General features: G+C 68.6%; 16 protein-coding genes and 1 tRNA gene. 11 read left to right on the forward strand and 6 right to left on the reverse strand.

Annotated elements, in window-relative coordinates; genetic code table 11:
- The first annotated feature begins 113 nt into the window (after positions 1-113).
- Complete coding sequence (locus PQ455_RS17255) at positions 114-797, forward strand: DUF4136 domain-containing protein (protein WP_273687482.1); 684 nt, start codon at positions 114-116, stop codon at positions 795-797.
- A 69-nt stretch (positions 798-866) separates the two neighbouring features.
- The gene (locus PQ455_RS17260) at positions 867-2345 is read left to right on the forward strand and encodes a phospholipase D-like domain-containing protein (protein ID WP_273687483.1); all 1479 of its coding nucleotides are present in this window, start codon (positions 867-869) and stop codon (positions 2343-2345) included.
- Between the two features lie 46 nt (positions 2346-2391).
- Here PQ455_RS17260 and PQ455_RS17265 read toward each other — a convergent pair whose 3' ends face one another.
- Positions 2392-2958: an HNH endonuclease gene (locus PQ455_RS17265; protein WP_273687484.1), complete on the reverse strand. Its 567-nt coding sequence runs from the start codon at positions 2956-2958 to the stop codon at positions 2392-2394.
- A 203-nt stretch (positions 2959-3161) separates the two neighbouring features.
- On the opposite strand from PQ455_RS17265, the gene gluQRS reads away from it, so the two are divergent.
- From gluQRS to egtD, 5 genes are all read left to right on the forward strand, one after another.
- Complete coding sequence (gluQRS, locus tag PQ455_RS17270) at positions 3162-4010, forward strand: tRNA glutamyl-Q(34) synthetase GluQRS (protein WP_273687486.1); 849 nt, start codon at positions 3162-3164, stop codon at positions 4008-4010.
- Positions 4011-4018: 8 nt separating this feature from the next.
- Entirely contained in the window at positions 4019-4249 is a 231-nt protein-coding gene (locus PQ455_RS17275; protein ID WP_273687488.1) for an HIG1 domain-containing protein, read from the forward strand.
- A gap of 19 nt (positions 4250-4268) precedes the next feature.
- Entirely contained in the window at positions 4269-4832 is a 564-nt protein-coding gene (locus PQ455_RS17280) for a cob(I)yrinic acid a,c-diamide adenosyltransferase (protein WP_273687489.1), read from the forward strand.
- 154 nt (positions 4833-4986) lie between these two features.
- Entirely contained in the window at positions 4987-6255 is a 1269-nt protein-coding gene (gene egtB, locus PQ455_RS17285) for an ergothioneine biosynthesis protein EgtB (protein ID WP_273691429.1), read from the forward strand.
- A gap of 2 nt (positions 6256-6257) precedes the next feature.
- On the forward strand, positions 6258-7235 hold the full coding sequence (gene egtD, locus PQ455_RS17290) for an L-histidine N(alpha)-methyltransferase (protein ID WP_273687490.1): 978 nt from the start codon (positions 6258-6260) through the stop codon (positions 7233-7235).
- 33 nt (positions 7236-7268) lie between these two features.
- On the opposite strand, the gene rarD is transcribed toward egtD, so the two are convergent.
- The 5 genes from rarD to PQ455_RS17315 form a co-directional block, all read right to left on the reverse strand.
- The gene (gene rarD, locus PQ455_RS17295) at positions 7269-8177 is read right to left on the reverse strand and encodes an EamA family transporter RarD (protein ID WP_273687491.1); all 909 of its coding nucleotides are present in this window, start codon (positions 8175-8177) and stop codon (positions 7269-7271) included.
- Between the two features lie 68 nt (positions 8178-8245).
- Positions 8246-8521: a hypothetical protein gene (locus PQ455_RS17300; protein ID WP_273687492.1), complete on the reverse strand. Its 276-nt coding sequence runs from the start codon at positions 8519-8521 to the stop codon at positions 8246-8248.
- Between the two features lie 77 nt (positions 8522-8598).
- Positions 8599-9705 carry a winged helix-turn-helix domain-containing protein gene (locus PQ455_RS17305; protein WP_273687493.1) on the reverse strand — a complete coding sequence of 369 codons (1107 nt, stop codon included), beginning with the start codon at positions 9703-9705 and terminating at the stop codon, positions 8599-8601.
- A 74-nt stretch (positions 9706-9779) separates the two neighbouring features.
- Positions 9780-10043, reverse strand: coding sequence for a hypothetical protein (locus tag PQ455_RS17310; RefSeq protein ID WP_273687494.1), 264 nt, complete (start codon positions 10041-10043; stop codon positions 9780-9782).
- 73 nt (positions 10044-10116) lie between these two features.
- Positions 10117-10193: transfer RNA gene (locus PQ455_RS17315), tRNA-Pro, on the reverse strand.
- Between the two features lie 198 nt (positions 10194-10391).
- On the opposite strand from PQ455_RS17315, the gene pnuC reads away from it, so the two are divergent.
- The 4 genes from pnuC (at position 10392) to lepA (ending at position 14169) form a co-directional block, all read left to right on the forward strand.
- Positions 10392-10970, forward strand: a complete 579-nt coding sequence (pnuC, locus tag PQ455_RS17320; protein WP_273687496.1) for a nicotinamide riboside transporter PnuC — start codon at positions 10392-10394, stop codon at positions 10968-10970.
- The gene (locus PQ455_RS17325; RefSeq protein WP_273687499.1) at positions 10967-11908 is read left to right on the forward strand and encodes an AAA family ATPase; all 942 of its coding nucleotides are present in this window, start codon (positions 10967-10969) and stop codon (positions 11906-11908) included. The genes pnuC and PQ455_RS17325 overlap by 4 nt, the downstream gene beginning before the upstream one ends.
- A gap of 10 nt (positions 11909-11918) precedes the next feature.
- Entirely contained in the window at positions 11919-12296 is a 378-nt protein-coding gene (locus tag PQ455_RS17330; RefSeq protein WP_273691431.1) for a DUF1801 domain-containing protein, read from the forward strand.
- Positions 12297-12363: 67 nt separating this feature from the next.
- Complete coding sequence (lepA, locus tag PQ455_RS17335; protein WP_273687501.1) at positions 12364-14169, forward strand: translation elongation factor 4; 1806 nt, start codon at positions 12364-12366, stop codon at positions 14167-14169.
- The last annotated feature ends 25 nt before the right edge of the window (positions 14170-14194 follow it).

Raw genomic sequence — 14194 nt, forward strand, 5'->3', positions numbered from 1 at the left:
AAGCGCGTTCAATACGTTAAAACCCCATTCAGCCGTGATGATCCACGAAGGCGGGTCACTCGGTTCGTCGGCCCGGCGCATCCTGCCCGGTCCGTTGGGAAGGTTCGCGTACCATGAACACGTCCACCGCTTCGCGCCGCCGCCTCGCCCGGGCAGCGGCGATTCTCGCGCCTGCGCTGCTCCTCTCGCTCGGCGGTTGCGCCACCGGCTTCAGCGCCGATGTCGCGCGCTTCCAGCAGATGCCCCCCGCGCAGGGGCAGACCTTTTCCATCCAGTCGCGCGATCCGCGGATGCAGGGTGGGCTGGAATTCCGCCAATATGCCGATCTGGTCAGCGCGCGCCTCCGCTCGCTCGGCTATCAGCCCGCCGCCGGCGACGGCGGCGCGCAGCTCGTCGTCGATCTCGATTACGGGGTCGATAACGGGCAGGAGAAGGTCGTGAGCGAGCCGAGCTTCGGCTATGGCTACGGCCCGGGCTGGGGATACGGCCCCGGCTGGGGCTGGGGCGGGCGCGGCCGCTTCGCCGGCGCCTGGGGCTGGGGCTGGAACGATCCCTTCCTCTACGGCGGCTTCGGCGGCCCGCAGGTGCGCAGCTATCGCTATTACACCAGCTTCATCGACATGACGATCACGCGCGCCAGCGGCGAGCGCGTTTTCGAGGGCAAGGCCAAGGCCCGCTCGCTCGACGACAGCCTGCCGCGCCTCGTGCCGAACCTGATCGACGCGATGTTCACCGGCTTCCCCGGCCGATCGGGCGAGGAAATGCGCATCACCATCCCGCCGCCCAAGCGCGGCTGATACATTTCGTTACGCAACGGATGTGAACGCCGGTTGCATCGGGTGGCGGCATGGGCCAGCGAAGGCGCCATGCCGCCCCCCGCGACCGATCCGCCCGAACCCTTGCCCGATCGCGCCACGAGCTGGCGCACGGAAACCGCCACCCGCGCCACCGTGATCGTCGATGCCGACGAATATTTCGCCGCCGCGCGATCCGCCATGCTGAAGGCGAAGCATCGCATCCTGCTGATCGGCTGGGATTTCGATGCGCGGATCGATCTGGGCACCAGTGCGGAGGCGCCGCGCGCGCCGCGCCGGGTCGGCCGCTTCATCCTGTGGCTGGTGAAGCGCAACCCCGATCTCCAGGTCTATCTGCTGCGATGGGACATGGGCGCGCTGAAATCGCTGTTCCGCGGCACCACCTTCATCACCGTCGCGCGCTGGATGCTGCACAAGCGCATCCGCACCAAGCTGGACGGCGCGCATCCGACCGGCGCCTCGCACCATCAGAAGATCGTCATCATCGACGATTGCGTGGCCTTCTGCGGCGGCATCGACATGACCGGCGAGCGCTGGGACACGCGCTGCCACCGCGACGAGGAGCCGCGCCGCCGCACGCCGTGGAACCAGCCCTACAAGCCGTGGCACGACGCGACGACGGCGGTGGAGGGGCCCGTCGCCCGCGCGCTGGGCGATCTGTTCCGCGATCGCTGGAAGCGGGCGACCGGCGGCGAGGTGCTGGCCCCATCGCCGCCCTCCGGCGATTGCTGGCCGCACCAGCTCGACGCGGATTTCACCGGCCAGCCGATCGCCATCTCGCGCACCGTGCCGCACATGCCCGACCAGACCGAGCGGCGAGAGATCGAGGCGATGACGATCGAGCTGATCGGCCGCGCGCGCCGCCACATCTATGCCGAGAGCCAGTATTTCGCCTCGCGCAAGGTGGCCGAGGCGATCGCCCGGCGGATCGACGAGCCGGACGGGCCGGAAATCATCCTCATCAATCCTCTGGCGGCGCAGGGCTGGCTGGAGCCGATCGCGATGGATACCGCGCGCGCCCGGCTGATCGAGGCGCTGCGCCGCCGTCCGGGCGCGGCGGATCGCTTCCGCGTCTATCACCCCTACACGGCGGGCGGACATCCGATCTACGTCCACGCCAAGATATTGATCGTGGACGATCAGGTGATCCGGGTAGGATCGTCCAACTTCAACAACCGGTCGATGGCGCTCGATACCGAATGCGACCTGACGCTGGATGCGGGTCTCTCGGACGATCCGGCGCGGGCCCGCGCGCGCATCGTGGCGATCCGCGACGATCTGATCGCCGAGCATCTCGGCTGCGACGCCGACGAGATCGGCGCGGCGATCGACGCGGCGGGGTCGATCGGCGTGGCGATCGAGCGGCTGCGCGACCGGCCGGGACGGACGCTGCGGCCCTATGAGACGCCCGACCTCACCGAGATCGAGAAATGGCTGGCGGACAACGAACTGCTCGACCCGGAATCCCCCGACGAGATGTTCGAGAGCCTGGCCAAACGCGACCTGCTGAAGCATCTGCGCTGGCGGTGATCCCATCCCGATCCTCCCCCGCCGGGGGGAGGATTGATGGGAGGCCTCACGCCTCCAGTTCGACGTCCCAATAGAGCCAGTCGCGCCAGCTCTGGTGCAGATAGTTCGGCGGAAACGCCCGGCCGTTTTCCTGAAGCTGCCAGCTCGTCGGGCGGAACGGCTCCTCGCTCAGCGCCATATGCGCCTGGCGCGGGGTGCGGCCGCCTTTCTTGAGGTTGCAGGGCGCGCAGGCGGTGGACACATTCTCCCACGTCGTCCGCCCGCCTTGCGCGCGCGGCACGACATGATCGAAGGTCAGATCGTGCGGGCTACCGCAATATTGGCAGGCGAAGCGATCGCGCAGGAACAGGTTGAAGCGGGTGAAGGCGGGATGTTGCGAGGGCTTCACATATTGGCGCAGCGCGATGACCGAGGGCAGGCGGATCGTGTGCGTCGGGCTGCGCACCTCGCGATCGTACAGATCGACGACATCGACCCGTTCGAGGAACACCGCCTTCACCGCCGTCTGCCACGGCCACAGGCTCAGCGGATAATAGCTCAGCGGCGTGTAATCGGCGTTGAGGACCAGCGTGGGGCAGCTATCGGGGTGACGGATAACATCGGGATGGTACATCGAACGCGCCTAGCCTCCGTTGTCACGGAGACCCGTTCCCGCCCGTCCATCCGGCCCGTCGCACTCGGAAGCCCGGAAGCCCGTGTCGGCTCCGATCCCCGTCGTCCCGCCCCTAGGGTCGAAGCGTGACGGGGGCATGACAGCATGAGGCGGGACTCGCGGTCAAGCGCCGATTCGCTGCACGCGCGAAAGGGTGGGGGCGCATGACGATCACGACCCGCTTCGCGCCGAGCCCGACCGGCCCGCTGCACCTCGGCCATGCCGCCTCGGCGATGCTGGCGCATGATGCCGCGCGGGCGGCGGGCGGACGCTTCCTGCTGCGGATCGAGGATATCGATCCGGGCCGGGCGCGGCAGGGCTTCGTCACCGGGATCGAAGATGATCTGCGCTGGCTGGGGCTCGATTGGGATGGGCCGGTGGTGCGGCAATCGGCGCGGCTGCCGCTCTATGCCGACGCGCTCGATCGGCTGAAGGCAATGGGCCTCGTCTATCCCTGTTTCTGCACCCGCGCCGAGATCGCGGCGAGCGCGTCGGCGCCGCATGGGCCGGAGGGCGCGATCTATCCGGGCACCTGTCGCGCTTTGTCTGATGCGGTCCGCGCCGAGCGGATGATGCGTGAGCCGCATTGCTGGCGGCTCGACATGGCCCCAGCCGTCGCGCGCGCCGGGCCGCTCGACTGGCACGATCGGGTCGCGGGGCGGATCGCCGCGATCCCTGACGCACAGGGTGACGTCGTGCTGGCGCGCAAGGACGCGCCGGTCTCCTATCATCTCGCCGTCACGCTGGACGATGCGGCGCAAGGCGTAACCCTTGTGGTGCGCGGCGCGGATCTGTTCGCGGCGACCCACATCCACCGGCTGCTTCAGGCGCTGCTCGGCCTGCCGACGCCGGATTATTGGCACCACCCGCTGCTCACCGGGCCGGACGGGCGGCGGCTGGCCAAGCGCGACGGAGCGAAGAGTCTGGCGGAATTGCGGGCCGGGGGCGCCGACCCTAAAGCGCTGCTCGCGGGCCTGCGCGCGCAACTTGGCTTATCCCCTGCGCGGGCGTAGAAGGCGGCATGGCTACCACCCTCCTCGTCATCCTGATCGTCCTGCTCGCGATCGGCGCGCTCGTCTCGCTGGTTCGCGGCGTGATCCTGTTCATGCAGCAACAGCGCGAGGATGTGCTGAACGGCACCGAGGTGAACGTGTCCGGCCTGCGCCAGAACAGGATGATGTGGCGGCGCATCCAGTTCCAGGCGGCGGCCGTGCTCGCCGCCGCGCTGCTGCTGTTCATCAGCCGCAGCTGAGGCGGCCCGGCCCCGGCCGATGGTGAAGCTCACCAAAATCTACACCCGCACCGGCGACAAGGGGACGACGGGCCTCGTCGATGGCAGCCGCGTCGCCAAGAGCGAGCCGCGCATGGACGCGATCGGCACGGTCGACGAGGTCAACAGCCTGATCGGCGTGGCCCTGCAGCACATCGAGGATGGTGAGGCGCGGGCGATGCTCGGCCGCATCCAGAACGAATTGTTCGATCTCGGCGCCGATCTGGCGACCCCGGGCGAGGATTTCACGCCGTCCGAGATGGTGCTGCGTATCACGGCCGCGCAGGTGAAGCGGCTCGAAGCCGAGATCGACGCGATGAACGCCGGTCTGGCGCCGCTGCGCAGCTTCATCCTGCCCGGCGGCAGCGCCGGCGCCGCGCACATCCACGTCGCCCGCGCCACCGCCCGCCGGGCGGAACGGGCGATGGTCGCGGCGGGCGGCGCGGTGCCGCTCAACCCGCAGGCGCTGGCCTATGTGAACCGCCTGTCGGATCATCTGTTCGTGCTGGCCCGCCACCTGAACGCGGGCGCCGATCCGCTCTGGACCCCCGGCGCGACGCGGTAGACCGTTAACCGTCATCGCGAGCGAAGCGCGGCGATCCAGCGCCGCACTGGATTGCTTCGCTGCGCTCGCAATGACGAACGAGCCTTTTTGATTCGCCCCTGAAACCTCTCCCCATTCGCCTGCGTTGTTGGCCGGTGAGGGGTTTGCGATGCTGATGACGACCGCCGGGGCGCAGCGCCTCTCGACGACCTTGGCCGATGATTTTGCCGGGACGCGCGCCTTGTCCTGCGCCATCGCCGCGCAGTTGTCCGATGCCGACGCCACCGTCCAGCCGATGCCCGATGCCTCGCCCGCCAAATGGCATCTGGCGCACACCACCTGGTTCTTCGAGACGTTCGTGCTGCGCGATCATGTCGCCGGCCACGCGCCGTTCGACCCGCGCTTCGCCTTCCTTTTCAACAGCTATTACGAGGCCGAGGGCGCCCGCCACGCGCGCGACCGGCGCGGTATGCTGAGCCGGCCGAGCCTGTCCGACATTCTCGACTGGCGCGCCCATGTCGATGCCGCGATCGCCAGCGCCTTGCCCGATCTGTCGCCCGCCGCGCGCGACCTGATCGAACTCGGCATCCATCACGAGCAGCAGCATCAGGAATTGATGCTGACCGACATGCTGGCGACCTTCCACGCCAATCCCCTGCTGCCGGCGGTGTGGGATCATCCCCGCCCGACACCGGCGCCCGTGCCCGGCGCGATCGGCTGGATCGAAGGGATCGAGGGCATCGCCACCATCGGCCATGCCGGCCCCGGCTTCGCCTTCGATTGCGAGGGGCCGCGCCACACGGTGCTGCTCCACCCCCACGCGCTGGCCGACCGGCTGGTGACCAACGCCGAATGGCAGGCCTTCATCGCCGACGGCGGCTATCGCGACGCTGCCCTGTGGCTGTCCGACGGCTGGGCCTGGGTGAAGCGCGAGGCGGTGGAAGCGCCGCTCTACTGGCAGCGCGAGGGCGCGGCGGACTGGCGGGCGTTCGCGCTCGACGGGCTGCACCCGCTCCACCCCGCCGCCCCCGTTACCCACGTCTCCTTCTACGAGGCCGACGCCTACGCCCGCTGGGCCGGCGCGCGCCTGCCGACCGAGGCGGAATGGGAAGTGGCGGCGCAGGCGCACGATCCGGCTGGCGGCAACCAGCTCGACACGGCCGGCCCTGTCCGCCCGCGCGCGGCGGCGCGCTCCTCCTCGCCGCACCAGATGTTCGGCGACGTGTGGCAATGGACCGGCAGCGCCTATCTGCCCTACCCCGGCTTCACCCCCGCCGAGGGCGCGGTGGGCGAATATAACGGCAAGTTCATGTCCGGGCAGGCGGTGCTGAAGGGCGCCAGCTGCGCTACGCCGCGCGGCCATTCGCGCGCCTCCTACCGCAATTTCTTCTACCCCCACCAGCGCTGGCAATTCACCGGCGTGCGGCTCGCCAAGGATCTGTGACCATGCTGCTCGAGCTTGATCGCGACACGCTTTCCACGCCCGTCGATCCGGCGTTTCGCGCCGATGTGCTGGCCGGCCTCTCCGCCTGGCCGCGCGCCATCCCCGCGCGCTGGCTCTACGACCGCGCCGGATCGGAACTGTTCGAGGCGATCACCGATCTGCCCGAATATTATCCCACCCGCACCGAAACCGCGCTGCTGAAGAACCATGCAGCCGATTTCGCCGAGGCGATCGGCCCCGGCCGGGCGGTGATCGAATTCGGCTCGGGCTCGTCCGCCAAGACGCCGCTGCTGCTCGGCGGGATCGATCCGTCGGCCTATGTGCCGATCGATATTTCGGGCGAATTCCTGCGCGAAGCCGCGCGCGGGCTGGCGCAGCGCTTTCCGGGTCTCGACGTGCTGCCGGTCGAGGGGGACTTCACCAAGCGGGTGCGCCTGCCCGGCAAGGTGCTGAACAGCCCCAAGCTGGGCTTCTTCCCCGGCTCCACCATCGGCAACATGGGGCCTCGTGCCGCGACCGAATTGCTGCGCCGTATGGCCGAGACGCTGGGCGACGGCGCGCTGCTGCTGATCGGCATGGATCGGGTCAAGCCGGTCGAGGTGCTGGAGCCCGCCTATGACGACGCCGCCGGCGTCACCGCCGAGTTCAACCTCAACCTGCTGCGGCGGATCAACCGCGAGCTGGCGGGCACCATCCCGGTCGACGCCTTCGCCCACCGCGCCATCTGGAACGATGCCGAGGCGCGGATCGAAATGCATCTGGAGGCGCGCCGCCCGGTCGATTTCACCGTTGCCGGCCGCCGTTTCACGATGGGCGCGCGCGAGACGATCCACACCGAGAACAGCCACAAATACGACCCCCGCGCGGCCCGCCTGCTGCTGGCCACCGGCGGCTGGACGGTGCGGCGCGAATGGACCGACGACAAGGGCTGGTTCTCGCTGATCCTGGCCGAAGCGCGGGCCGAGCCGGCCGCGCCCTGACCAGCCCATCTCCCCGTTAGAAGTACCGGGGGTTCAATCCGGCACCATCACCGCCGCCTGCCGCGCCCCGCGCAGGCTGTCGATCGCATAGATCGCGCAGCCCGCCCAGATCAGCACGAAGGCGATCAGGTGGGACAGATGCAGCGCTTCGCCCAAAATCAGCGCCACGCCGAATTGCAGGGTGGGCGCGATATATTGGAGCAGGCCGAGCGCCGAATACGTCATCCGCCGCGCCGCGCCCGCGAACAGCAGCAGCGGCACGGTGGTGATCGGCCCGGCGAACAGCAGCAGGATACTGAGCGACATTTCGTGCCCGAAGGCGCCCGTGCCGCGCGATTCGCTGGCCAGCATCAAGAGCAAAGCGGGCGGCATCAGGATCAGCGTCTCGATCAGCAGGCCGCCCAGTGCGTCGATCGCCACCACCTTGCGGAGCAGACCATAAGCCCCGAAGCTCAGCGCCAGCACCAGCGACAGCCAGATCGCGCCGCCGCCCGAAATCGCCATCACCAGCACGCCGCCCGCCGCGATCGCCACGGCGGCCCATTGCAGCCGCCGCACCCGCTCGCCGAGCAGCACCACGCCCAGCGCCACGTTCACCATCGGGTTGATGAAATAGCCGAGGCTCGCCTCCAGCACATGGGCGTTCTGCACCGCCCAGATATAGGCCAGCCAGTTGGTCGCGATCGCCAGCGCGCTGCCGATCAGGAACAGCAAGGTGCGCCCGCGCGCCGCCTTCACGATCGGCACGAAGCGGCCCATCGCCATGGTGAGGCCGATCAGCAGCATCGCCGACCAGACGACCCGGTTGGCGACCACCTCCAGCGCCGGCACGCCGACCAGCATGTGCATGTAGAGCGGCAGCAGGCCCCAGATGCCATAGGCGCCCACGGCCAGCAGGATGCCGGTATTCGGCCGTTCGGCGGGGGCGAGGGGCGCGGTCATGCCCGCATCTCTCCCGCCTCATGCCCCGCGCCACAAGTCTGTTCGGCTTGTGGCGCGGATAGCTGGTGTTAGCGGCAGACCCGGACGCGCCCGTAGCGGCCCCATTCGGTCCAGCAGCGGCCGGGCGCGCGATAGGCGTAGCGGTTGCGATAGCCGGGGCGGTAGCCCCAGGCGCGATGGCCGCGATCCCAACGATGGTTGCGATCCCAGCGGTTGCCGTGCCAGCGTCCGTTATCGTGATGGCGGCCGTGCCAGCCGGCGCGCTGCGCCTCGGCGGGGGTGGCGGTGACGCCAAGGGTCGCGACGGCGAGGCCCGCGGCGGTCATGAAAGCGGTGATCTTCATGGTCGATCTCCTCGATCCTGTCCTTCGATGACTCGATCGATAGGCCTGCCCGCACAAATCGGCGCTGAACGCGTCCGTCAGCTTGCAGACAGGATTGCGCCACCCGGCAGCACGACCCGATCGAGCCCGAGCCAGCCCGCCATCGTCGCCAGTTCGGCCTCCAGGGCGGGCATCGCCTCGGCCGGCGCGTCGGGCTCCAGATGGAGCGATGGGACGAGCAGGCGGCGGCCCTGCCGATCCGCCTTGAGATCGACCCGCGCCACCAGCCGGTCGCCCAGCAGAAAGGGCAGGACATAATAGCCATGCGCGCGCTTGTCGGCCGGCACATAGATTTCGATGCGATAGCGGAAGCCGAACAGTCGCTCGGTGCGGTCGCGCTCCCAGATCAGCGGATCGAACGGGGCGAGCAACGCCCGCGCGTCGATCCGGCGCGGGCGGCGCGCCTCGCGGTGGAGATAATAAGGCCCGCGCAGGCCCTCGACCGATACGGGGCGCACCACGCCCTCTTCGGCCAGAGTGGCGACGGCGGCGCGCGCGTCGGCGGGCGACAGGCGGAAATAGTCGCGCAGCTCGGTTTCGGTCGCGACACCCAGCGCGCGGGCGGCGCGCTCGGTCAGCGCGCGATGCGCCTCGGTCTCGGGCGGGGTCGGCAGCGCCAGGATCGCGGGCGGGATCACCCGTTCGGGCAGATCGTAGACCCGCTCGAAACTGCCGCGCCGGGTCGCGGTGGTGACGTGGCCCGCCCAGAACAGCCATTCCAGCGCGCGCTTGGTCTCGCCCCATTCCCACCAGCCGCTGCGGCTGCGCCCCTCCTCGAAATCGGAGGCGGCGTGTGGACCGTCGGCGCGGATGCGGGCCAGCACGGCATCGGCGACGGCGCGATGCTCGGTGGCGAAGGGGCGCAGGCCCGTCCACCCTGTCTCGCCGCGATCCGCCCGCGCCATCCGCCAGCGCAGCAGGGGATGCAGGTCGAGCGGCAGCAGCGAGGCTTCGTGCGCCCAATATTCCCACAATCGCCGCGCGCGCTTCGGCCCCCAGGCGTCGGTGTCGAGCAGGGTCCGGTCGTAGGCGCCCAGCCGCGAGAAGGCCGGCAGATAATGGGCGCGCGCGACGACGTTGACGCTGTCGATCTGGTGCAGCCCCAGCCGCTCGACCGTGCGCCGCAGATCGCGGACGCCCGGCACCGCCGGCCGCGCGACGCCGAAGCCCTGCGCCGCCAGCGCGATCCGCCGCGCCGCCGCCCGCGACAGCGTCTCGATCAGTCGTCGTCCTCCAGCCGCGATGCGGTGCGCTCATATTCCTCGGCGGCGCGCAGCTGTTCGGGATCCTTGAACACCTTGGCGGCGGGCGGCGCCTCGTCGAGCGCGTACAGCAGCACCCACAAGGCGAATCGCCGGCCGGGGTCGCCCTCGATCGCCAGCGCCATCGTCACCCGCTCGATCCCCGCCTTGATCTCGGCATCGTCGAGAGTCTCGGGTTCGGGCGTGCCGAAATAGGTCTGGAGAAGAAGGTCGAGGTCCATCACGCCGCGATGCCCCGCCAGAGCGGGCGGCGCAAGCGGGTGTGGACGGATGGGAAGGGTGGCAGGATGAAAATGGTCGGGGAGAGAGGATTCGAACCTCCGGCCCCTGCCTCCCGAAGGCAGTGCTCTACCAGGCTGAGCTACTCCCCGACGGAGCCCGGATCGATCTGTCATGCGAGCCTCGGGGGCCGATCGATCCGCTCTAGGCGGGGGCCTGTAGCCGGGCGTTCGGGCGGGCGCAAGGGGGTTGTCGGTGGTGTCGCCATACCGTTACAAATCGGCGGACGGATGCGCCTTTCGCAATCGGGCGATTCCCCCGCACGCGATTTGCCTCTAGGCATGGGCATCGTGAGCCCGCTCGAAATCATCGCCGTGTGCCTCGGCCTGGCCAATATCGCGCTGCTGATCCGGCGCAGCATCTGGAACTATCCGTTCGGGCTGGCGATGGTGGCGCTGTATGGCGTGATCTTCTTCACCGCTCGTCTCTACAGCGATGCCCTGTTGCAAATCTTTTTCTTTGTGCTTCAACTCTATGGCTGGTGGGCGTGGGGCCAGGCCGAGGGGGACGAGGACGGCAACGTGCGGGTCGAGCGGCTCACGGCCGCGCAATGGGGTATGTATCTCGGCGGCGCGGCTTGTGCGGCGGCGGCGTGGGGCACCCTGATGCACCGCTTCACCGATGCCGCCGCCCCCTGGTGGGATGCCACGATCGCGATGCTCAGCATCACCGCGCAGATCATGCTGGCGCGCCGCTATCTCGAAAACTGGATGCTGTGGATCGCGGTCGATGTGATCGCCATCCCGCTCTACTGGAGCCGGGGGCTGCCGCTGACCGCCGGGCTCTACGGGCTGTTCCTCGTGATGTCGGCGATCGGCCTGCGCGCTTGGTGGCGGATGCGGCCGGGCACGGCGGCGGTGGCGGCATGAGGCGCGGGATCGTCGTCGGCCGCTTCCTGCCGCCGCACGCCGGCCATGTCCTGTTGTGCGAGACGGCGACACGGCTGATCGACCGGCTGACGATCCTGATCCACGGCCGGCCGGACGACACCATCCCGCTCGCCACCCGCGCCGCGTGGATGACCGAGTTGTTCCCCGCCGCCCGCGTGATCGCCCATCAGGAGGCCACGGCACGCCCCGACTGGCCCGCGATCGTCGCGCGCCACCATCCCGAGCCGGTCGACGCGGTTTTCGCCGCCGATGCGGGTGGCGAGCGGCTGGCAAAGGCGCTAGGGGCACGGCCCGTGACCATCGATCCCAAGCGGCAGGCGATCCCCGCCCGCTCCGCCGACATCCGTGCCGATCCGCTGGCCCACTGGCACCATCTGCCGGCGCCGGTGCGCGCGCATCATGCCCGCACCATCTGCCTCCACGGCCCCGAAAGCACCGGCAAGTCCACCGTCGCCCCCCGGCTGGCGGCGCGGTTCGACACGATCGTTGTGCCCGAATATGGCCGCACCTATTGCGAGCAGCACGGGCTCGATCTGTCGATGGACGATCTGGTCGCCATCGGCAAAGGCCATCAGGCGATGACCGAGGCGGCGCTGCGCCAGTGCGGCGGCCGGCTGATCCTGGATACCGATCCGCTGATGACGGCCGCCTGGGCCGACATGCTGTTCGGCCGCCGCGACCCCTGGTTCGACGCCTTCACCGCGACGGCCGATCTCTATCTGCTGTTCGACATCGACATGCCGTGGGTGGACGACGGCACCCGCTTCTTCGGCGAACCCTCCCAGCGCCAGCGCTTCTTCGACATTTCGCGCGCCGAACTCGACCGGCGCGGCCTGCCCTATGCCGTGATCGGCGGCCCGGCCGAGGGACGGTACGACAAGGCCGTCGCCGCGATCGAGGCGGCGGGGCTGGGCTGACTTGGCGTTGGTGTCGCCAATCGTCGCCGACTTTCTCGCCGGGCTCGACCCGACGACGCGAAACACGATCGACACGGTTCGCGGGCTGGTCCTCACGGCCGCCGACAATCTGGTCGAGGAGATCAAGTGGAACGCGCCCAGCTATCGCCATGGCGACGCCCACAGGGTGACGCTCGGGCTGGAGCGGAAAGGCGGAATACGGATTGTTCTCCATCGCGGCGCCAAAGTGAAGGATGCGCGCGGCTTCGCCTTCGCCGATCCGGTAGGGATAGCCCGCTGGCCAACGCCCGACCGGGGCGTGATCCTCGTCGCCGATGCCGAGGACGCGACCGCAAAAGGCGCCGCGATCCGCGATATCGTCGGCCGCTGGATCGCGGCGACGGCGTGATGCGCACCGGCCAGCACGATATGCCGGCCTCTTCGCATCCCCGCCGCCCCCTGCTAGGGCGCGCGGCATGACTCCACTCGACCGCATCCGCAATTTCTCGATCATCGCCCATATCGATCATGGCAAGTCGACGCTCGCCGATCGCCTGATCCAGCGCACCGGCGGCCTCACCGATCGCGAGATGTCGGCGCAGGTGCTCGACAATATGGATATCGAGAAGGAGCGTGGCATCACCATCAAGGCGCAGACCGTGCGCCTGAACTACAAGGCCAAGGACGGGCTCGATTACGAGCTGAGCCTGATGGACACGCCCGGCCACGTCGATTTCGCCTATGAGGTGTCGCGCAGCCTGGCCGCGTGCGAGGGCGCGCTGCTGGTGGTGGATGCCGCGCAGGGCGTCGAGGCGCAGACGCTCGCCAACGTCTACCAGTCGATCGAGCACGACCATGAGATCGTGCCCGTCATCAACAAGATCGACCTGCCCGCCGCCGAGCCCGAGAAGGTGAAGAAGGAGATCGAGGACATCATCGGCATCTCGGCCGAGGATGCGGTGCTGGCCTCGGCCAAATCGGGCATCGGCATCGACGAGGTGCTGGAGGCGATCGTCACCCGCATCCCGCCGCCCAGGGGCGACCGCGACGCGCCGCTGAAGGCGATGCTCGTCGACAGCTGGTACGACCCGTATCTCGGCGTCGTCATCCTCGTCCGCGTGGTCGAGGGGGTGCTGAAGAAGGGCCAGCAGATCAAGTTCATGCAGCATGGCACGCTGCACCTCGTCGATCGGGTCGGCTGCATGCGCCCCAAGATCGAGCAGCTGACCGAACTGGCGGCGGGCGAGATCGGCTTCATCACCGCGCAGATCAAGGAAGTCAGCCAGACGGCGGTCGGCGACACGATCACCGATGCGAAAAAGCCCACCGCCGAGCCGCTGCCGGGCTTCAAGGAAGTGCAGCCGGTGGTGTTCTGCGGCCTCTTCCCGGTCGACGCCGCCGATTTCGAGAAATTGCGCGATTCGCTCTACAAATTGCGCCTCAACGACGCGTCGTTCAGCTTCGAGGCGGAATCGTCGGCGGCCTTGGGCTTCGGCTTCCGCTGCGGCTTCCTGGGGTTGCTCCATCTGGAGATCATCCAGGAGCGGCTGACCCGCGAATATGACCTCGATCTCATCACCACCGCGCCGTCGGTGGTCTATAAGATCCAGCTCGCCCACGGGAAAGGCGAGCTGGAACTGCACAATCCGGCCGACATGCCCGATGTGATGCAGATCGACATGATCGAGGAGCCGTGGATCGAGGCGGTGATCTACGTGCCCGACGAATATCTCGGCTCGCTGCTGAAGCTCTGCCAGGATCGACGCGGCATCCAGAAGAACCTCACTTATGTGGGCGGCCGCGCGCAGATCACCTACGAGCTGCCGCTCAACGAGGTGGTGTTCGATTTCTACGATCGGCTGAAATCGATCAGCCGGGGCTATGCCAGCTTCGATTACCACCAGATCGGCTATCGCGAGGGCGACCTCGTCAAGATGTCGATCATGGTCAATGCCGAGCCGGTCGACGCGCTCAGCATGATCGTCCACCGCGCCAATGCCGAGACGCGCGGGCGCGGCATGTGCGAGCGGCTGAAGGATCTGATCCCGCGCCACCTGTTCAAAATCCCCGTGCAGGCGGCGATCGGCGGCAAGGTGATCGCCCGCGAGACGATCGCGGCGATGCGCAAGGACGTGACCGCCAAATGCTACGGCGGCGACGCCAGCCGCAAGCGCAAGCTCCTCGATAAGCAGAAGGAGGGCAAGAAGCGGATGCGCGAATATGGCAGCGTGCAGATCCCGCAGGAGGCATTCATCGCCGCGCTGAGAATGGGCGAGGAATAGACCCTTTATCCGTCATTGCGAGGTA

The sequence above is a fragment of the Sphingomonas naphthae genome, assembly GCF_028607085.1.
GTDB lineage: Bacteria > Pseudomonadota > Alphaproteobacteria > Sphingomonadales > Sphingomonadaceae > Sphingomonas_Q > Sphingomonas_Q naphthae.